At 60.5% G+C, this 18,048-nt stretch carries 19 protein-coding genes; 9 read left to right on the top strand and 10 right to left on the bottom strand.

What is annotated here, in order from left to right:
* Window positions 1-53: 53 nt before the first annotated feature.
* The 5 genes from V6R85_RS23125 to V6R85_RS23105 all read left to right on the top strand — a co-directional run bounded on the left by V6R85_RS23125 (window position 54) and on the right by V6R85_RS23105 (window position 3,824).
* Window positions 54-944: a metal ABC transporter substrate-binding protein gene (locus V6R85_RS23125; RefSeq protein WP_162697247.1), complete on the top strand. Its 891-nt coding sequence runs from the start codon at window positions 54-56 to the stop codon at window positions 942-944.
* Window positions 941-1,849 (top strand): manganese/iron ABC transporter ATP-binding protein, encoded by a 909-nt coding sequence (locus tag V6R85_RS23120; protein WP_060727311.1) that lies wholly within the window; start codon window positions 941-943, stop codon window positions 1,847-1,849. Before V6R85_RS23125 ends, V6R85_RS23120 begins: the two co-directional genes overlap by 4 nt.
* Window positions 1,830-2,690, top strand: a complete 861-nt coding sequence (locus tag V6R85_RS23115) for a metal ABC transporter permease (protein ID WP_003505419.1) — start codon at window positions 1,830-1,832, stop codon at window positions 2,688-2,690. Before V6R85_RS23120 ends, V6R85_RS23115 begins: the two co-directional genes overlap by 20 nt.
* Entirely contained in the window at window positions 2,687-3,541 is an 855-nt protein-coding gene (locus V6R85_RS23110; RefSeq protein WP_003505418.1) for a metal ABC transporter permease, read from the top strand. The genes V6R85_RS23115 and V6R85_RS23110 overlap by 4 nt, the downstream gene beginning before the upstream one ends.
* Before the next feature lie 109 nt (window positions 3,542-3,650).
* Window positions 3,651-3,824 (top strand): DUF1328 domain-containing protein, encoded by a 174-nt coding sequence (locus tag V6R85_RS23105; RefSeq protein ID WP_003499086.1) that lies wholly within the window; start codon window positions 3,651-3,653, stop codon window positions 3,822-3,824.
* Window positions 3,825-3,882: 58 nt separating this feature from the next.
* Here V6R85_RS23105 and V6R85_RS23100 read toward each other — a convergent pair whose 3' ends face one another.
* Window positions 3,883-4,614, bottom strand: coding sequence for an SDR family oxidoreductase (locus V6R85_RS23100; protein WP_003499083.1), 732 nt, complete (start codon window positions 4,612-4,614; stop codon window positions 3,883-3,885).
* 199 nt (window positions 4,615-4,813) lie between these two features.
* On the opposite strand from V6R85_RS23100, the gene V6R85_RS23095 reads away from it, so the two are divergent.
* Window positions 4,814-5,587: an IclR family transcriptional regulator gene (locus V6R85_RS23095; RefSeq protein ID WP_087746748.1), complete on the top strand. Its 774-nt coding sequence runs from the start codon at window positions 4,814-4,816 to the stop codon at window positions 5,585-5,587.
* 106 nt (window positions 5,588-5,693) lie between these two features.
* On the opposite strand, the gene tal is transcribed toward V6R85_RS23095, so the two are convergent.
* Window positions 5,694-6,659: a transaldolase gene (tal, locus tag V6R85_RS23090; protein WP_003505415.1), complete on the bottom strand. Its 966-nt coding sequence runs from the start codon at window positions 6,657-6,659 to the stop codon at window positions 5,694-5,696.
* A gap of 205 nt (window positions 6,660-6,864) precedes the next feature.
* On the opposite strand from tal, the gene V6R85_RS23085 reads away from it, so the two are divergent.
* Window positions 6,865-7,839 (top strand): sugar-binding transcriptional regulator, encoded by a 975-nt coding sequence (locus V6R85_RS23085; protein WP_003505414.1) that lies wholly within the window; start codon window positions 6,865-6,867, stop codon window positions 7,837-7,839.
* Between the two features lie 264 nt (window positions 7,840-8,103).
* Here the strand turns inward: V6R85_RS23085 and V6R85_RS23080 are convergent, their stop codons facing one another.
* Together V6R85_RS23080 and V6R85_RS23075 are read right to left on the bottom strand one after the other, a co-directional pair.
* The gene (locus V6R85_RS23080; RefSeq protein ID WP_336377222.1) at window positions 8,104-8,976 is read right to left on the bottom strand and encodes a bifunctional helix-turn-helix domain-containing protein/methylated-DNA--[protein]-cysteine S-methyltransferase; all 873 of its coding nucleotides are present in this window, start codon (window positions 8,974-8,976) and stop codon (window positions 8,104-8,106) included.
* Between the two features lie 246 nt (window positions 8,977-9,222).
* The gene (locus V6R85_RS23075) at window positions 9,223-9,705 is read right to left on the bottom strand and encodes a DUF2244 domain-containing protein (RefSeq protein WP_336377221.1); all 483 of its coding nucleotides are present in this window, start codon (window positions 9,703-9,705) and stop codon (window positions 9,223-9,225) included.
* A 37-nt stretch (window positions 9,706-9,742) separates the two neighbouring features.
* Between V6R85_RS23075 and nth the strand changes: the two genes are divergently transcribed.
* Window positions 9,743-10,525: an endonuclease III gene (gene nth, locus V6R85_RS23070; protein ID WP_111791379.1), complete on the top strand. Its 783-nt coding sequence runs from the start codon at window positions 9,743-9,745 to the stop codon at window positions 10,523-10,525.
* Here the strand turns inward: nth and V6R85_RS23065 are convergent.
* A complete protein-coding gene (locus tag V6R85_RS23065) occupies window positions 10,487-11,224 on the bottom strand; it encodes a sulfate transporter family protein (protein WP_111791378.1) in 738 nt (245 codons plus the stop codon). The two genes, nth and V6R85_RS23065, sit on opposite strands and share 39 nt — an antisense overlap.
* A 298-nt stretch (window positions 11,225-11,522) precedes the next feature.
* On the opposite strand from V6R85_RS23065, the gene V6R85_RS23060 reads away from it, so the two are divergent.
* Window positions 11,523-12,356, top strand: a complete 834-nt coding sequence (locus tag V6R85_RS23060; RefSeq protein ID WP_111834944.1) for a MurR/RpiR family transcriptional regulator — start codon at window positions 11,523-11,525, stop codon at window positions 12,354-12,356.
* 210 nt (window positions 12,357-12,566) lie between these two features.
* Here V6R85_RS23060 and V6R85_RS23055 read toward each other — a convergent pair whose 3' ends face one another.
* From V6R85_RS23055 to V6R85_RS23035, 5 genes are all read right to left on the bottom strand, one after another.
* Entirely contained in the window at window positions 12,567-14,141 is a 1,575-nt protein-coding gene (locus V6R85_RS23055) for an FGGY-family carbohydrate kinase (RefSeq protein WP_336377220.1), read from the bottom strand.
* Between the two features lie 60 nt (window positions 14,142-14,201).
* Window positions 14,202-14,921 (bottom strand): HAD family hydrolase, encoded by a 720-nt coding sequence (locus V6R85_RS23050; protein ID WP_111834942.1) that lies wholly within the window; start codon window positions 14,919-14,921, stop codon window positions 14,202-14,204.
* Between the two features lie 7 nt (window positions 14,922-14,928).
* The gene (locus V6R85_RS23045) at window positions 14,929-16,413 is read right to left on the bottom strand and encodes a mannitol dehydrogenase family protein (protein ID WP_107676908.1); all 1,485 of its coding nucleotides are present in this window, start codon (window positions 16,411-16,413) and stop codon (window positions 14,929-14,931) included.
* 61 nt (window positions 16,414-16,474) lie between these two features.
* Window positions 16,475-17,251, bottom strand: coding sequence for an L-iditol 2-dehydrogenase (locus V6R85_RS23040; protein WP_060724570.1), 777 nt, complete (start codon window positions 17,249-17,251; stop codon window positions 16,475-16,477).
* Window positions 17,248-18,048, bottom strand: an 801-nt coding sequence (locus V6R85_RS23035; protein ID WP_336377219.1) for an ABC transporter ATP-binding protein, incomplete at its 5' end; no start/stop codon positions are given. The genes V6R85_RS23040 and V6R85_RS23035, both read right to left, overlap by 4 nt.

Below are 18,048 nucleotides of genomic sequence, written 5' to 3'. Positions count from 1 at the left end.
ATTTTATAACAGATGGTATTGCGAATTAATCGCAACAAAATCTGGTGAGCCCCGTGAACTTTCAAAAAATCCGGCATGCAGTTTTCGCCCTCTCGCTTTTTCTCCCCGGTGCGGCCCTTGCCCAGGAAAAACCTGTTGTCGTGACCACCTTCACCATCATCGCGGATATGGCGCGCAACGTGGCGGGCGATGCGGCCGAGGTGGAAAGCATCACCAAGCCGGGTGCGGAAATTCACAATTACCAGCCGACGCCGCGCGATATTCTCAAAGCCCGCAAGGCCGATCTGGTGCTTCGCAACGGCCTCAATCTGGAATTGTGGTTCGAGAAGTTCCTGGCCAACCTTTCCGGCGTGCCGAGCGTGACGGTGAGCGAGGGCGTGAAACCCATGGCCATCAGCGGCGGGGCATACCAGGGAAAGCCCAATCCGCACGCCTGGATGTCGCCCGATAACGCCTTGATCTACGTGGAGAATATCCGCAAGGGCCTGACGGATATCGACCCCGCCCATGCCGATGTCTATGCCGCCAATGCCAAGGCCTATTCGGACAAGATCAAGGCCACCGTGCAGCCGATCCGCGACACGCTTTCCGTCCTGCCTGAAAACAAGCGCTGGTTGGTAACGAGCGAAGGCGCTTTTTCTTATCTCGCCCGTGATTTCGGCCTGAAGGAACTGTTCCTGTGGCCGGTCAATGCCGACAGCCAGGGCACACCGCAGCAGGTTCGCGGCGTGATCGACGCCATGCGCGAGCACAATATCAACGTCATCTTCAGCGAAAGCACGGTTTCCGCCGATCCCGCCCAGCAGGTGGCCAAGGAAACCGGTGCGGCCTATGGCGGCATTCTTTATGTGGATTCGCTGAGCGAAGCCAATGGTCCGGTTCCGACCTATCTCGACCTCCTGCGCGTGACGAGCGAAACCATCGCCAAGGGGCTGTCTTCATGAGAATGGGCAGTAAAAAATCAGGCGGCGGCCTGACGGTTCAAAATGCGACAGTGACCTATCGAAACGGCCACACCGCATTAAGAAATGCCAGCTTTTCCATCCCCCGCGGAACGATCACTGCACTTGTCGGCGTCAATGGCGCCGGCAAGTCCACGATTTTCAAGGCGATCATGGGTTTCGTGCCTTTGGCCGCCGGTTCCGTCTCGATCTTCGACCTGCCGGTGAAGGAAGCGCTCAGGAAAAACCTCGTCGCCTACGTACCGCAGGCCGAGGAGGTGGACTGGAGTTTTCCGGTGCTGGTGGAGGATGTGGTGATGATGGGCCGTTATGGCCATATGAATTTCCTGCGCATCCCCTCGAAACGCGACCACCAGATGGTGGAAGAGGCGCTGAAACGCGTCAACATGCTCGATTATCGCAAGCGCCAGATCGGTGAGCTCTCGGGCGGGCAGAAGAAGCGGGTGTTTCTGGCCCGCGCGCTGGCGCAGGAGGGTCAGGTGATCCTGCTGGACGAGCCTTTCACCGGTGTCGATGTGACAACGGAAGAGCAGATCGTCACGCTTCTGAAGGCGCTGCGAGACGAGGGCCGGGTCATGCTGGTCTCCACCCATAATCTCGGCAGTGTGCCGGAATTCTGTGACCGCGCCGTCTTCGTCAAGGGCACGGTTCTGGCATCGGGCAAGACGGCGGATACCTTCAACGAGGAGAACCTGCAAAAGGCCTTTGGCGGCAGCCTTCGCCACTTCGTGCTTGGCGGGGCCGACCTGCATAACGACGCCGATCCGCGGCGGGTGAAGGTCATTACCGATGATGAGCGGCCCTTTGTGATCTACGGCAAGAACGGCCAGAACGGGCACGATCCTGAGGCTCCGAAAGAAAAAGTCGATGATAAACAGCCTTCTTGAGCCCTTCACCTATGGTTATATGCTGAACGCCATCTGGGTCAGCGCGCTGGTAGGCGGCGTCTGCGGTTTCCTCTCGGCCTATCTGATGCTGAAGGGCTGGTCGCTGATCGGCGATGCTCTTTCCCATGCCATCGTTCCCGGCGTTGCGGGCGCCTATATGCTGGGCCTGCCCTTTTCGCTCGGTGCGTTCCTTTCCGGCGGGCTTGCGGCCGGCTCCATGCTGTTCCTGAACCAGAAGACGCGGCTGAAGGAAGACGCGATCATCGGGCTGATCTTTACCTCGTTTTTCGGGCTCGGGCTGTTCATGGTGTCGCTCTCGCCCACCTCGGTGAATATCCAGACCATCGTGCTCGGCAATATTCTCGCGATCACCACCGAAGACACGATCCAGCTGGCGCTGATCGGCGGTATCAGCCTCATCGTGCTGGCGCTGAAATGGCGTGACTTCATGGTGGTGTTCTTCGATGAGAACCACGCCCGCACCGTGGGGCTGAAACCGGAAGTGCTGAAGGTGATCTTCTTCACCCTGCTGGCCGCCTCCACGGTTGCCGCCCTTCAGACGGTCGGGGCCTTCCTCGTCGTTGCCATGGTGGTGACGCCGGGCGCCACCGCCTATCTCCTGACCGACCGTTTCGAGCGACTGATCCTGATGAGCCTGATCATCGGCGCGGCCACCAGCTTCGTCGGTGCTTACCTCAGCTATTTCCTCGATGGTGCGACCGGCGGCGTCATCGTCGTGCTGCAGACGGCAATCTTCCTTGCCGCCTTCGTTTTTGCGCCCAAACACGGGCTTCTCGCTTCCAGGGCCAAGGCCCGCAAGGCGCTGGAGGAAACGCCATGAGCGACTATCTCGAACTCGCCATCCTGCCGTTTCAATTGCCCTTCATGCAATATGCCTTCGTGATCACGCTGATGATCGCGGTGCCGATGGCGATGCTCTCCTGTTTTCTGGTGCTGAAGGGCTGGTCGCTGATGGGCGATGCGGTTTCCCACGCCGTGCTGCCCGGCGTGGTGGTGGCCTATATTGTCGGCATCCCGCTTTCCATCGGCGCGTTCATCGCCGGCATGATCTGTGCGCTCGGCACCGGTTTCATCAAGGAAAACAGCCGCATCAAGGAAGACACGGTGCTCGGCATCGTCTTTTCCGGCATGTTCGGGCTGGGGCTGGTGCTTTATGTGAAGGTGCAGAGCGACGTGCATCTCGATCACATCCTCTTCGGCGACATGCTCGGCATTGCGCCCTCAGACATGCTGGAGACGGGCCTGATCGCGCTTTTCGCCACGCTGTTTCTCGGTATCCTGCGCAAGGACCTGCTGGTCAACGCCTTCGATGCGCAGCACGCCAAAGCCATCGGCCTGCCGGTGCGTATCCTGCATTACGGCCTGCTGATGGTTCTGTCGCTGACCGTGGTTGGCGCGCTGAAGGCGGTGGGCATCATCCTCTCGGTCGCGATGCTTGTCGCGCCGGGCGCAATCGCCTTCCTGCTGACCCGGCGTTTTTCCGCCATGCTGCTGGTGGCCATGGCGGTGGCGGTCGCCTCATCGCTTTCGGGCATATGGCTGAGCTTCCTGATCGACAGTGCGCCGGCCCCCACCATCGTCATGTTCATGAGCCTTGCTTTCGTTGCCACCTTCATCCGCACCACCTGGAAGGCCCGGCGGATCGACGCGGCGGGGGAAACAGGCTTCTAAAACAACGATTTTTGCGGGCGTGTGGAACATTTTCCCCTTTTGCGCGTCATTTTACTGAGCCAGTCGCGGGGCGGCGGGCTCGGGAAAATTATGCAAAAGGGGAAGCACCATGCTGAAGTGGGCTCTTATTTTCTTTGTCATTTCTTTGATCGCAGGCGTGTTCGGCTTTACCGGCATTTCGGCAGCCGCGGCGGGCGTGGCCCGTATCCTGTTCTTCATCGCCGTGGTGATCTTCCTGGTCTTCCTCGTGCTTGCACTGATGGCCGGAAGCGCCGTCGTCTGAATGAAAAAAGGCGACCGGGTTTTACGCCGGTCGCCTCTCCTCTCTCCCGTAACGGAATTCAGCCAGTCCAGCCGCCATCGATCACATGGATCTGGCCGGTGGTGAAGCCTGCCTCATCAGAAGCAAGATAGGTGACGAGCGCCGCGATTTCTTCCGGTGTGGCGATACGGCCCATCGGCTGGCGGGCGATGAAATCGGCCAGAGCCTGTTCGTAATTGCCGGTGGCGCGCAGGCGGTCATGCAAGGACGGGCTGTCGACCGTGCCGGGGCAGATGGCGTTGCAACGAATGCCCTTGGTGACGAAATCGGCGGCAATCGCCTTTGTCAGGCCCACCACGGCCGCTTTCGAAGCGGTATAGGCGAAACGGTTCGGCACGCCCTTCACGCTTGATGCAACCGAGGACATGTTGACGATCGCGCCCTTGCCCTTTTCCAGCATGCCGGGCAGGAAGGCGCGGCAGGTACGATACATGGCCTTGGCGTTGAGATCGAAGGAGAAGTCCCAGTCCTTCTCTTCGCAGTCCAGAATGGTGCCGGAATGAACGAAGCCGGCGCAGTTGAACAGCACATCCGCATGGCCGATATCGGCGGCGAAATCCTTGACGCCATCGCCATCAAGCACGTTCAGAACTCGGGTTTCCGCGCCCTTGAGGGTGGAAAGCGCCTGCTCGTTGATATCAGTGGCGATGACGCGCGCGCCGAGCGAGATGAACCGCTCCGCCGTCGCCCGGCCGATACCCTGACCGGCGGCGGTGATCACCACTGTCCGGCCGTTAAAATCCTGCACCATGAATAGCCTCCCGCTAAGGCGCGCCCGCCCTTCGGGGATCGGACCGCTGAATTTCGATGATCTCAAATATGGATCGACAATTCATATGTAAACGCGGTATTCATATGGCGTCAAGCAAACTTGCGCGGATGTCGGGTATCGGGCAACCATATTTTATGGCGCCTCCACCGGGCACTCATAGAAAACACATCGAGGCCAGATGACCGACGACGACAGCGAAAGATATCGCGCTCCCGCCCTCGACAAGGGTCTCGACATTCTCGAGCTTCTGGCCCGCACCGATGGCGGGCTGACGCAGATTGAGATCGCCAAGTCTATCGGTAAAAGCCCGAACGAGCTTTATCGCATGCTGGACCGGCTGGTGCGCCGCGGCTACGTGCAGCGACTTGACGGCGACCGGTTTTCGCTGACGCTGAAGATGTTCGGGCTGGCGCATTTCCATGCACCGATACGCCGGCTGGTCTCTTTTGCCGCACCTGTCATGCGCGATTTTTCGGCCAGCGCTGAGCAGGCCTGTCATCTGGCCGTTTATGACCGCGGCAGCGTCGTCGTCATCGCCCAGCAGGAATCCGCCACCTATTGGGCCATGTCCATGCGGGTCGGCGCGCAGATGAGTCTGTTCCACACCGGCTCCGGCCATGTGCTCTTGGCCTTCCAGACCGAGGCGCAACGTGAGATCATGATAACCGAGCAGGTGCGCGGCAGCGGCGAAACCGTGCCGCCCTCCCTCGCCGAGCGGCTGGCGGAGGTGCGCAAAAACGGTTTCGAATCCATGGACAGCCTTCAGACCGCCGGCGTGCGCAATATTTCCGCGCCGGTGCTGACGCTCGATGGCACGGCGCTCGCCGTCATCACCTGCCCCTATATCACACCGCTTGGCGGCAAGGCGCCGACACGTGAGGCCTGCGAAGCACTGATCCGCGAGGCGGCAAAGCGGATTTCCGAAGTGGCGACCGGAAACGGAAATTCCTGAAACGCACAAAAAAACGCGACCGGCAGGGACCCGATCGCGTTTTGAGTGACTGGAGATTATATCTCTTAAACGTCGGGGGAACGTGGATGGTTCCCCCTTTTTTGTATCAGGCCGCAGCCAGCGTCAGCTCCTTGCGGACCATCTCGCGCAGCGTCACCAGATCCTTGGCGAACAAACGGATGCCTTCCGAGAGCTTTTCCGTGGCCATCGCGTCTTCGTTGAGCGCCCAGCGGAATGCCTTCTCGTCGAGCGACTGCAGCGGCTCTGCCTTGACGTTGTCAGCCGAAAGCTTGCGCTCCAGCTTGCCGCTGTCCTTGTCCAGCTCTTCCAGCAGCGCCGGGCTGATCGTCAGGCGGTCGCAACCGGCCAGCGCTTCGATTTCGCCGACATTGCGGAAGGACGCACCCATGACGACGGTGCTGATGCCATTGGCCTTGTAATAGTTGTAGATGCTGCGCACCGAGACGACACCCGGATCGGTCTCGGCGGTGTAGTTCTCGCCGGTCGACTTCTTGTACCAGTCAAGGATACGGCCAACGAAGGGCGAGATGAGGAACACCTTGGCTTCGGCGCAGGCAATCGCCTGGGCCTGCGAGAACAGGAGCGTCAGATTGCAGTCAATGCCTTCGGACTGCAGCACTTCGGCAGCCTTGATGCCTTCCCAGGTGGAGGCAAGCTTGATGAGGATGCGTTCACGCTCGATGCCGCGCTCCTTGTAGGCCGCGATGATGTGGCGCGCCTTGGTGATGGAGGCTTCCGTATCGAAGGAAAGGTCGGCATCGACTTCGGTCGAAACGCGGCCCGGAACGAGGCCGGCAAGCGCCGCACCGACAGAAATGGCCAGACGATCGGCAACGGCGGCAACAACGGCGTCGGACTGGCCGCCCTGCTTCTTGCCCCATGCGACGGCTTCCTTCACCGCATCCGCAAAGGCAGGCGTGCCGAGTGCTTTCAGAACGATGGTGGGATTGGTGGTGCAATCCACCGGCTTCAGGCGCGCAACCGCCTCGATATCGCCGGTGTCGGCAACAACCGTGGTGATGGCGCGAAGTTGTTCGAGTTTGGACGTCATATCGAATGATCCTTCATGATCTCTTGAAAACTTGCTCACCCGTCTTTTCGTTCCCGCACCATGGGTGCGCCCAAGGCCGAAATCGCGGTTTGTCCGGCTCCGACTATCGCAAGCGGCACGGCCCAAAGTCAAGACATTTGCGCATCGCAATTGACATAAGTTTCACGCCTGCGATACTCCGCCGACATAAAGAATGGCGGAAACCGTGGCGAAACTGAGAAGAGAAACCCATACGGCCTATTCGGAAGCGGCTTCGCTGAGGCTGCGCGCCGCATGGCTTTATTATAATCAGGGCATGACGCAGAAAGACGTCGCCGAGAAGCTCGGCATTAGCCGCTCCACCGTCATCCGCCTTCTGGACGAGGCGATGAAGCGCTCCGAGGTGCAGATCTGGATCAACGAGGGCATCGAGGATTTCGTTGAACTGGCCGGCCGGCTGGAGGCGGCTTACGGGCTGGATGAGGCCGTCATCATTCCCTCCCCCGATAAAGCAAGCGTCGAGGGCACGGCCAAGGCCGTGGGTCTGGCGCTCGGGCAATTTCTCTCCGAAGCGGTGCCGAACGGCGCCACCATCGGCGTCGGCTGGGGCCGCACCATGACCGCTTCGCTTTCCAGCTTCCGCCCGCCGCGCCGGGAAAACTGCAAGGTCGTCTCGCTGCTCGGCGGTATCGTCGCCGTGCACCAGACCAACCCGCTCGATTACACCTGGCGGCTGGCAAGCGCGCTCGGGGCGGAATGTTACATGTTCCTCGCGCCGCTTTTGGTGGATTCCGTCGAGACCAAACGGGCGCTGATCGAAAAATGCGGGCTGGCGACGCTTTATGATCTGGCCGAAACGCTCGACCTCGCCATCGTCTCCTGCGGCGATATCGGCCCGCATTCGACCTCGCTGTCGGAGGGTTTCATTTCCAAGGCGACGCTGCAGGAACTCATCGACGCCGGCTGCGTCTGCGACACCATGTTCAACTTCATCGATGCGGAAGGCCGCTCCGTCGATCACCCGATCAATCAGCGCGCCATGGCCATCGATCTCGATACGCTGCGCAAGGCCAAACACATCGTGCTGGCCTCCGGCGGCGCCCACCGCGCCATCGCCATCCGCGCCACGATCAAGCGCATCGGGTGCAATACGCTGATAACGGACGAGGCAGCGGCCCGGGCGTTGATGGAATTGGTTTAAGCCTCGTCGGGCCATTCTCGGGCAGTCATCCAACCTCCACCGTCATCCTCGGGCTTGTCCCGAGGATCTGCAACCGATTGATTTTATTCTACGTGATTAGATCCTCGGCACAGGGCCGAGGATGACGATACGCGAGAACTCCGGGCATTTCATGCCTTGGCATATTTGCTCAAAACAACGCCGATCTCTTCTGCAGTAACGAACTCTCCGGCAACGCATCTTCTTTAGTGCGTTTTGTTGCGGGGCTCGAACGGTCGACCAAACTCACACCTTCCCCGTTTCCCAGCCGAGCATCGCCCGCTTGCGGGTCAGGCCCCAGTGATAACCCGTCAGCGCCCCGCTTTTGCCGACGGCACGGCGGCAGGGAACGACGAAGGACACCGGATTGGCGCCGACTGCTGCACCCACGGCGCGGGAAGCCGTGGGCTGACCGATATCGCAGGCGATGTGCGAATAGGTGACGGCGCGGCCCATCGGGATTTTGAGAAGACTTTCCCAGACCCGCACCTGAAAATCCGTGCCGAGCAGCACGACGCGCAGCGGCCTGTCCGCCGACCACATGGACGGATCGAAGATGCGGGCAGCATAGGGCGCGGTCGCTTCGCGATCCTCGACATAGTCAGCATTCGGCCAACGGCCGGCCATATCTTCGAAACAGGCTCTTTCCTCGCCCGGATCGGCAAAGGCGCAGCCGGCAAGGCCACGATCAGTCACCATGACCAGCGCAAGGCCGAAGGGCGAGGCGTGAAACCCGTAACGGATCGTCAGCCCGCCGCCCTTGGCCTTCCATTCGCCGGGTGACATGGCTTCATGGGTCACGAACAGATCGTGCAGGCGTCCCGGCCCCGACATGCCGACCTCAATCGAGGTTTCCAGCAGCGGCAGATCCTCTTCGCGCAACAGCCGCTTGGCATGATCGAGCGTCACGGCCTGCAAAAAGGCCTTGGGCGACAGACCGGCCCAACGGGTGAAGGTCTTCTGCAATTGCGTCGGCGACTGGCCGAGCTCTGCGGCAATGGCTTCGAGGGAAGGCTGCTCGCGATAATCCAGCGTCAAAAGCTCGATGACCCCGCGCACCGTGTCGTAGTCCGATCCGATGGGGGTAATGTCTTCGTTCAGCGTAATATTGGCGTTCATCGCAAATCTCCTAACGGGTAAGAGAAAACCATTAAAGCGACTTCGTCTCCACCCGTTTCTTGCGCGGCATCACGATACGCAAGGAATGTTCGTTAGCCCGAACACGCACTCACCCTCATTCCTGTGCCCGTCACAGGAATCCAGCATACACGCGTCCGCGTGGCAGGAGGAGTTCTTTCAGCCCAGGGACTTGGGCTGGCTGGATCCCTGTGACAAGCACGGGGATGAGGGCGGCAGAGCATCCCCTCACATCCGCCGCCTGACGGTCGCCAACGCACCGCCGAAAGCCTTGGCGAAGCTTTCACGGTCATCGGGATTGAGAAACGACCCGATATCGGTCGCCCGGCCTTCGCCCGTCACATGCATGGAGACGATGCCGATCTCGTCATGCCGCCTGACCCTGAAGCGCGCCCAGAAGGGGTTGAAGCGATGCTCCACCATACGCCTGGCCGGAGAAAATTTGCGGATCGACAGGCTGGTGTGCGAAACGCTGACCTCTTCCCGCGCCTTCGCGGCCCGGTAATTAGCGCGGAAGGCGACATAAAGCAGCAGAAAATCCAGCCCGAAGAAGAGGCCGACGGGCCATGCCCCGGTGGCGAGGAAAAAGCCGCCATAGACAAGGCAGGCCAGACCGGAGACAAGCAGGAGCAGCCGGAAACCCCTTCTGCCAAGCGAACGGTGCGGAACGAGTTCCGCCGCGAAAATCGGCTGGTCGTTGAGCGTATCCACGTTGCTTTCCTTTGGGCGGGCTGGCTATAGATAGACCATGACAATCGCCAAAAAACGATCCAGCACCCAAACATTGAAAAAGTCAAATCCGGCATCCGCCCGCAAGCCGGCGCGGGTGAAAACAGCCTATTCGAAGGATGAGCTGACCGAAATCTTTCGCCGCTTTTCCATTCAGCGGCCGGAGCCGAAAGGCGAGCTGGAACATACCAATCCCTTCACCCTGCTGGTGGCCGTGGCGCTTTCCGCACAGGCGACCGATGTGGGCGTGAACCGCGCCACGCGCGCGCTGTTCAAGGTGGCCGATACGCCGGAAAAAATGCTGGCGCTCGGCGAGGAACAGCTGATCGGCTATATCAAGACCATCGGACTTTACCGCAACAAGGCCAAAAACGTCATTGCCCTGTCGCAGATCCTGATCGACAATTTCGGCGGCGAGGTGCCGAAAACCCGCGAGGAACTGGTGACCCTGCCTGGTGTCGGCCGCAAGACGGCCAATGTGGTGATGTCCATGGCCTTCGGCGTGCCCACCCTTGCAGTGGATACCCACGTCTTCCGCATTGCCAACCGGCTCTGTCTTGCGCCGGGCAAAACCCCTGACGAGGTTGAAGACCGGCTGATCCGCATCATTCCCGAACAATATCTGTTCCACGCCCATCACTGGCTGATCCTGCACGGGCGTTATTGCTGCAAGGCGCGCAAGCCGGAATGCGAGCGCTGCGTGATTGCCGATATCTGCAAGTCGCCGGAAAAGACCTTCGATATTCCGGCGCCGCTGGTGGAACTACCCGCGCAGCTGTTCGGTGCGGCCGGCGGCGAGTGAGGGATCGCGCCGGCTGACGGCCTTGTGCAGATGCACCATCATCGAGGCGGCAAAAAGCGGCGTCAACAGATTGAGGAACGGCACCGCCAGAAAGGCCGCGATCACCAGCCCGGCCATGAAGACGGTGGCGCGGTGTTTTGAGCGGAACTGCCTAGCTTCCAGGGGTGTTCGGAAACGCATCGCCGCAAATTCGAAGAATTCCCGGCCGAGCAGATAACCGTTCACCAGGAAAAACGCGATGAGGTTGACGCCCGGCACCAGAAGCAGCAACAGCGCGACGAGGTTGCCGGCAATGACGACACCAAAAAACTTGATGGACGACAGCACGGCCTCGCCGATCGGCATCGCCTCGCCGGGCGGATCGTTCGGATAGCTCTTTTTTTCAACCACTTCGGCGACATCATCGAGAAACAGGCCGGCAATGACGGCGGTGACCGGCGAGATGAGCAGCGCAAGCGCCAGTGCAAGGCCTATTCCGGCGAAAATGGCGAAAACGAAGCTCAGCCAGCCCGCCCAGTCAGGCACGCCGGGTATCAGCGTATCCACCCACGGCAGGGCGAAATAAATGAAGATCGAGCGAATAGCGAACCAGAGCGCCGCCAGCACGAGAAGCGTGAGCCCCAGAACCTTCCAGAACACTGACCGGGTTTCGGCGGCAAAGAGATTGTGAAAGGCAAGCCTCGCCGCATCAAAAATCATTCGGAACTCCTCGACGCCTTTAGCATTGAAACACTCTTATCAGGCGAGAGATAAGCGCTGCCCGCCCGCTCTGCAAGACGGACGGAAAGGCGCCAGATGTCTGGATTTAAACCGCAGATGGAATTTCTCTTGAATAAAAGGTATCTCTAAAATATAATAATCTATCTATTATAATTCGCATACCGGTCCGGTGGAGGACAAGGCCGGAGAAGCTATCCCCCACCGTCAAATTGCGGTTCGCACGCTCGTTTGCGCGCGCGCATGCATCATCGTTCAATAAAGATAAAAGAATGAGGCGTTGGTGGAAAAGCTGCTGTTGAACCTTACACGCGCCATGAAGGCAGGGACGCCTTCCGAGCGCAAGATCGCTAAATATCTGATCGAACATCTGGACGAATTGCCGTTCGAGACGGCGCAGACACTGGCCGCCAAGCTCAGTCTCAGCCCGATGACGGTCGGACGTTTCCTGCGTTCGCTGGGATACCGGCAATTCAGCGATATCCGCGCCGATCTGCGCCATGCCGAAGAAACCGCCGGTGTGGACCAGCCAGCAACGGCAGAAGGCGGCGAACGCCAGTCCAACCCGTTTTCGCAGCTTCTGTCCCAGCAGATCCAGGCCATCCAGACCGCCTTCGACATGACGACCCAGTCGATCTGGCGGCTTGCCATGAACGAGATCGCCACGGCGGGCGATGTCTTTCTGGCAACCTCCCCGGAAGGTCTCGACGCCGGGCGTCATTTTTACGGGCGGCTTCTGGAGAGCCGAGGCCACATCCATTATCTCGGCAGCGACAGCGCGGCCTATGTCGCCCTGTGGGATTTCGACCCCGCTCACACCCTGCTCGTCATCATGGATTGCGGCGGCAGCCTGTCGCCGCTGCAGCGCCTGTCGGCAATGGCGCGCAAGAGCGGCTACAGGACATTGCTGATCACCACACGCTTTTATGAATGGGGCCCCGAAAGCACCGATCTCTGTCTTGCCATGCCGCAGGCGCAGAATGGCGGCCAGGGCCTGCTTCAACTGGTTTCCCTGCTGGAATTCACCCTCTGTGCGCTTGGCGCCAACGCTGATGATAGCGGCAGGGCAAGGGCAAAGAACCTAACCGCCCTGAAACGCTCGCTGCGTGGTTGATTGCGGCTAACAGCAGCGGCAGCATATGGATCGAGCGGTTGCCGCTCGTTTCTTCTCCCCGCCGGGGAGAAGTCCGCGGCAGCGGGATGAGGGGGCTAGAGTGCGTTCATCGCTCGCGTTCCCCCTCATCCGGCCCTTCGGGCCACCTTCTCCCCGGCGGGGAGAAGAAACGCGCGGCACCCACTCGGCCTTGTATTTTCCTTCAGAAAATCAAAGGCTCTCCAGTTCCTGCCGATGCCGGTACATGGCGAGGAAACGACGATAATCCCGCTCATAACGGGGGGCGAGCGCCCGGTTGCCTGATATTTCCGCATTGCCCGGATACATGGCGGCCCCGGCGGCCGCAAGGCTCGCATGCACCCCGCCAGCCGTCGCCGCCGTCATTGCCGTTCCGAGAAGCACCGCGTCGGCGGTTGCGGGAACCACGATGCGCTTGCCCGTCACATCGGCATAAAGCTCCATCAGCAGCGGGTTCTTCACATGTCCGCCGGTGACATGCAGGCTTTCCACCGCATAACCGAAACGCTCCATCGCATCGAGCACATGGCGGGCGCCAAGCGCAATGGCCACGGCGGTGCGCCAGTAAAGACGGCAGAGACTGTCGAAAGACGTATCCAAAGTCAGCCCGCTGATAACGCCGACGGCATGTGGATCGGCAAGCGGCGAGCGGTTGCCGTGGAAATCCGGCAGCACATGCAGCCGCTCGGCGAAGGCCTCACCCTCAAGCGCGCGCAACTCCGTTACCCGCGCAACGATGCGCGCATGCAGCGCCGTATCCGGCTCACCGCCTGCCGCATGCATGCGCACGATATGGTCGAGCAGCGCACCGGTGGCTGATTGCCCGCCTTCCACCAGCCAGTGCCCGGGCAGGATCGCCTGCCAATAGGGCCCCCAGAGGCTGTGGCCGGGCATCTGCCGCTCCGACATGGCGACAAGGCAGCTCGAAGTCCCGGCGATCAGGGCCACATGCCGGCCGACATCTGCAGACAGGCAGCCGCCAAGCGCGCCAAGCGCGCCGGCATAGGCGTCGATCATGCCCGCCGCCACCTCACAGCCGGTATCGAGACCGAGCTCGGCGGCAGCTTCGGGCGAAAGCGGGCCGATGCTTTCCCCCGGCATCACGGTGGTTTCGGGAAGGCCTGCCCGCTCCTTCAGGTCGGCAAGGCCCGCCAGTTCAAGATAATCCGCCTGCCAGCCGGGATTTTCCTGTGCCAGGAAATTCCACTTCGCCGTCTGCGTGCAATTTGAACGCTGCGCTGAGCCGGTCGCCTTCCATGTCAGGAAATCCGCCAGATCGAAGGCGAAGGACATGCGCGACCAGCTGGCCGGCATATGCTGTTTCAGCCACATCAGCTTCGGTATCTGCATTTCCGGCGAGACGCTGTTGCCGGCGAAATCCAGCACCCGGTGGCCGGATGCCGTCAGCCGGTCGGCCTCACGTATCGCCCGGTGATCGAGCCAGACGATGGTGTCGAACCGGTCTTCACCGGCAACGGAAACCGAAACGGGCTCACCCCGCCCATCACGGATAACGAGCGAGCAGGTGGCGTCAAAACCGATGGCGGCGATGCTTTGCGGCGAAACACCTGCCTCGGCAAGCGCTGCCTTCACCACGATGCAGACGGCGTTCCATATATCGGTGGAATCGTGTTCGGCGTGGTTTTCCTGCGGCCTTTGCATCAGGATGGGATGGGTGGAGCGGGCAAGCAGCCGGCCGGCCGGATCGAAAATGCCGGCCCGGGCGCTGGCGGTGCCGACATCGACAGCGACGAGATTTTGACGCATCAAGACTGCAATTCCATCCCTTGCGCAACGACCTCCGGACGGCAGCAGGCAGAGTCCCGCTCAGCCTGCATCGCGTTCCGCCCGCCTGTCAAAACCGCCCTTCCCCACATAATTGCCGACAAGTTGGACCAAATCCGGCATCGCGTCAAACACGGCATCCGCCCCAAGCCCGGCGATCTTTTCGCGGAATGCGGGAAAGCGGGCATGCGAACCGCCGGTAAAAGCAAAAACGCCCATGCCGGCGGCCTTTGCGGCAGCAATGCCCGCCGGGCTGTCCTCGATCACGATGCAGTGACGCGGATCAGCGCCCATTTCGCGCGCCGCATGCAGGAAAAGATCAGGCGCCGGCTTGCCGTTCTTCACCATGGTGGCGCTGAAGACATGCGGTTCGAATTTGTCGATCAGGCCGGACAGTCCCAGCGAATAACGGATGCGCTCCGGCTGGCTTGAGGAAGCGACGCAACGCCGAAGCGGCAACAGCCTGTCCAGTGTTTCGCCAATACCATCAATCGGCCGAAGCTCAGTGCGGAAACGTTCGAACAGCGTCGCGCGCATATGATCAAGAAAATCGATGTCCGTCTCGACGCCGTAGTCCTCAAACAGCGTCGCCGTCATGCTGGCGACGCTGCGGCCGAGAAAGCGCTCATAGGCCTCTTCCTCTCCCATCGTCACGCCGAGATGGGAGAGCATGTCGAGAAGGACGGAGATGGAGACCGGCTCGCTGTCGACGAGAACGCCGTCGCAATCGAAAATCAAAAGGGGCGCGGTCTCGTCTTCCATCTCGTGGTCACTTTTCAGCCAGCTTGTCATCCAGATAAAGCTGCAAGGTCTTCGCCGTGCCTTCGCGCCACAACGTCTTCAATGCATGGGCAAAGCGTTTACGGAAAAGCTCCGATTCGGCAACCTCCCCGAAAATATCGTCGAGTGCGAGGAAGGCCATCGGATCATCCTTGGCCTTGATGGCCGCCGCCTGCAGACGCTCGGCGCTGGCATCGTTGAAGGTGATTTGCTTGCCGCTGTCGGTGGTGCCGTAGAAATAACGGCACCACAGAGCCGAAACCAGCGAAAGGCCTATGATATCCTCGCTGCGCGCCAGACGGTCGGCGGTGGATGGCAGGATGAATTTCGGCTGACGGTTGGATCCGTCCTGCGCCAGACGCGGAATGGTGTCGCCGATCTTCGGGTTGAGGAAACGCCGCTCGATCAGGCCGAAATAGTCGGCGAGATTCGTGTCGGGAACCGGCGGAATGACCGGGATGATCTCTTCCTTTTCCAGCTTTGCCAGAAATGCCCGGATCAGCGGATGCTCCATCGCCTCATGCACGAAATGAATGTCGAGCAGCGCGGCCGGATAAGCGATTGCCGCATGGCCGCCGTTGAGGATGCGGATTTTCATGTGCTCGTAAGGCGCGACATCCTTGACGAACTGCACGCCAGCCTTTTCGAGCGCCGGGCGACCGGCAGGGAAATTATCCTCCATCACCCATTGCTTGAACTCCTCGCAGAAGACCGGCCAGTTGTCGTCGATGCCGAAATCGTCACGGGCAATATTGCGTTCGCGTTCGCCGGTGGCGGGCGTGATGCGGTCGACCATGGAATTGGGGAAAGCGACGTTTTCGCCGATCCAGTTGGCGAAAGCAGGATCGGAGAGAGCCGCGAGCCCGACCACCGCGTTTTTGGTGACCTTGCCATTATGGGGAATGTTGTCGCAGGACATGACGGTAAAGGGTTGAAGCCCCCTGTCGCGCCGCGCCTTCAGCCCGGCGACGATGAAGCCGAACACGGTTTTCGGCGTCGCCGGGTTGTGCCCGTCTTCGGCAATTGCCGGGTGCTGCGGATTGAAGGAACCGGAAGCGTCGATGAAATAACCGCCTTCGGTAATCGTCATCGAAACGATGCGGATTTTCGGATCGGCGAGCGTATCGATGATGCGCTGCGTATCGCCAACTTGCAGAATGTCGATCATCGGCCCGGTAACACGCGCACCGGTGCGGTTATTGTCCTGCTCCACAACAGTGGTCAGGAAATCCTGCGCGGCAAGTTTCTCACGCATCACCGCATCGGAGGGCAAAACACCCGCACCGATGATGGCGAAGTCATGGTCCGCACCCGTGTTGAAGAGGTCATCCAGATAAACCGCCTGATGCGCGCGGTGGAAATTGCCAACGCCGAAATGCACGATGCCGGCTGAAAGATCGGTCCGGGAATAGGCCGGAACCGCCGCCGTTTTTCTGGCTTCGTCAAGCGTTGCGAGGGAGAGTTTGCATGTCATGTCACGATCCTCGAAGGGGAAACGTTGTTCGTGCCAAGGCCGGGCGGCAAGCGCCCGATACTCAGCTCATCCAGTTGCCGCCATCGACATTATAGGTCTGGGCGACGATGTATTCGGCCTCATCGGAGGCAAGGAAGATCGCCATGCCGGTCAGGTCTTCGGCACGGCCCATGCGGCCGAAGGGCACGGCCTCTCCGACCAGCCGCTTCTTTTCACCGGCCGGGCGGTTTTCATATTTCGCAAACAGCGCATCCACGCCGTCCCAGTGCTCGCCATCGACCACGCCGGGCGCGATCGCATTGACGTTGATGCCGTGCTTGATGAGATCGAGCCCGGCCGATTGGGTGAGGCTGATGACGGCGGCTTTGGTGGCGCAATAGATCGCCACCAGTCCCTCGCCACGCCGGCCCGCCTGGCTTGCCATATTGATGATCCTGCCGCCTTTTCCCCGAGCAATCATTGTTTTTGCGGCGGCCTGCATCATGAACAGCGTGCCTGATACGTTGATTGAAAACAGTCTTTCGTAGCTATCGCGTTTGATCTCGACAATCGGTGCGAGATCGAAGAGCGCGGCATTGTTGATGAGGATATCGAGGCCACCGGTCTGGCCCTCCACCGTGCGGATGGCCGTGTCGATGGAGTGCTGCTTGGTCACGTCGAGTTCGACGGCATAGGCGTTCTCGCCGATTTCACGGGCGGTCTTGCTGGCGCGTTCGAAATCGATATCGGCAATAGCGACGGTTGCGCCCTCGCGTATGTAGGCCTCCGCAAAGGCGCGGCCAATGCCACGCGCCGAACCTGTTATCAGCGCGGATTTGCCTTCCAGTCTTCCCGTCATATCGCGATGCCCTTTTCATCGAACCTGTGGATCTTTGTGTCATCCGGCGTGATGAAGACGGTATCGCCGTGTTTGCATTCGAATTCACCGTCGGTTCTGGCGGTGATGGGGCCGATGCCGGGGACGTCGAGGTGGAGGAAGGTGTCGGAGCCGAGATGCTCGGCAACCGTGACCTTGCCCTGCCACAGCCCGGTTTCTTTCGACAGCGTCAGGTGCTCGGGTCGCACGCCGGCGGTGGTCGCACCCTTTTGCCGGGCGTAATCGCCGGTCACCAGGTTCATGCGCGGCGAGCCGATGAAGCCGGCGACGAAGAGGTTGGCGGGCGAGCGGTAAAGCTCCATGGGCGAGCCGACCTGCTCGATATTGCCGCGGTTGAGGACAACGATCTTGTCGGCCATGGTCATGGCTTCCACCTGGTCGTGGGTGACGTAGATCATCGTCGTCTTCAACGTGTTGTGCAGCTCGGAGATTTCCAGCCGCATGGTGCCGCGCAGCGCCGCATCGAGGTTGGAGAGCGGTTCGTCAAACAGGAACGCCTTCGGTTCGCGCACGATGGCGCGGCCGATGGCGACGCGCTGGCGCTGGCCGCCGGACAATTGCGAGGGCCGGCGTTCGAGATAATCGGTGAGGTTGAGGATACGGGCGGCATCGTCGACCTTCTTGTCGATGACAGCCTTGTCGAGCTTGGCCATCTTCAGCGGGAAGGCGATGTTGTTCCTGACGCTCATATGCGGATAAAGCGCATAGGACTGGAACACCATGGCAAGGCCGCGCTCGGCCGGGGCCTTTTCGGTGGC

The organism is Agrobacterium sp. CCNWLW32 (genome assembly GCF_037083425.1).
In the GTDB taxonomy this organism is placed as follows: domain Bacteria; phylum Pseudomonadota; class Alphaproteobacteria; order Rhizobiales; family Rhizobiaceae; genus Agrobacterium; species Agrobacterium radiobacter.
Note: the sequence above shows the minus strand (reverse complement) of the source record. Positions and strands in the feature narration are given on the sequence as shown.

What these genes read in the sequence shown, in the direction of transcription:
- V6R85_RS23050 (WP_111834942.1), bottom strand. Translation starts at nt 14,921, where the DNA reads ATGGAAGACGAGACCGCGCCCCTTTTGATTTTCGATTGCGACGGCGTT.
- V6R85_RS23045 (WP_107676908.1), bottom strand. Translation starts at nt 16,413, where the DNA reads ATGACATGCAAACTCTCCCTCGCAACGCTTGACGAAGCCAGAAAAACG.
- V6R85_RS23095 (WP_087746748.1), top strand. Translation starts at nt 4,814, where the DNA reads ATGACCGACGACGACAGCGAAAGATATCGCGCTCCCGCCCTCGACAAG.
- V6R85_RS23080 (WP_336377222.1), bottom strand. Translation starts at nt 8,976, where the DNA reads ATGAACGCCAATATTACGCTGAACGAAGACATTACCCCCATCGGATCG.
- V6R85_RS23055 (WP_336377220.1), bottom strand. Translation starts at nt 14,141, where the DNA reads ATGCGTCAAAATCTCGTCGCTGTCGATGTCGGCACCGCCAGCGCCCGG.
- tal (WP_003505415.1), bottom strand. Translation starts at nt 6,659, where the DNA reads ATGACGTCCAAACTCGAACAACTTCGCGCCATCACCACGGTTGTTGCC.
- V6R85_RS23105 (WP_003499086.1), top strand. Translation starts at nt 3,651, where the DNA reads ATGCTGAAGTGGGCTCTTATTTTCTTTGTCATTTCTTTGATCGCAGGC.
- V6R85_RS23120 (WP_060727311.1), top strand. Translation starts at nt 941, where the DNA reads ATGAGAATGGGCAGTAAAAAATCAGGCGGCGGCCTGACGGTTCAAAAT.
- V6R85_RS23110 (WP_003505418.1), top strand. Translation starts at nt 2,687, where the DNA reads ATGAGCGACTATCTCGAACTCGCCATCCTGCCGTTTCAATTGCCCTTC.
- V6R85_RS23065 (WP_111791378.1), bottom strand. Translation starts at nt 11,224, where the DNA reads ATGATTTTTGATGCGGCGAGGCTTGCCTTTCACAATCTCTTTGCCGCC.
- V6R85_RS23100 (WP_003499083.1), bottom strand. Translation starts at nt 4,614, where the DNA reads ATGGTGCAGGATTTTAACGGCCGGACAGTGGTGATCACCGCCGCCGGT.
- V6R85_RS23040 (WP_060724570.1), bottom strand. Translation starts at nt 17,251, where the DNA reads ATGACGGGAAGACTGGAAGGCAAATCCGCGCTGATAACAGGTTCGGCG.
- V6R85_RS23115 (WP_003505419.1), top strand. Translation starts at nt 1,830, where the DNA reads ATGATAAACAGCCTTCTTGAGCCCTTCACCTATGGTTATATGCTGAAC.
- nth (WP_111791379.1), top strand. Translation starts at nt 9,743, where the DNA reads ATGACAATCGCCAAAAAACGATCCAGCACCCAAACATTGAAAAAGTCA.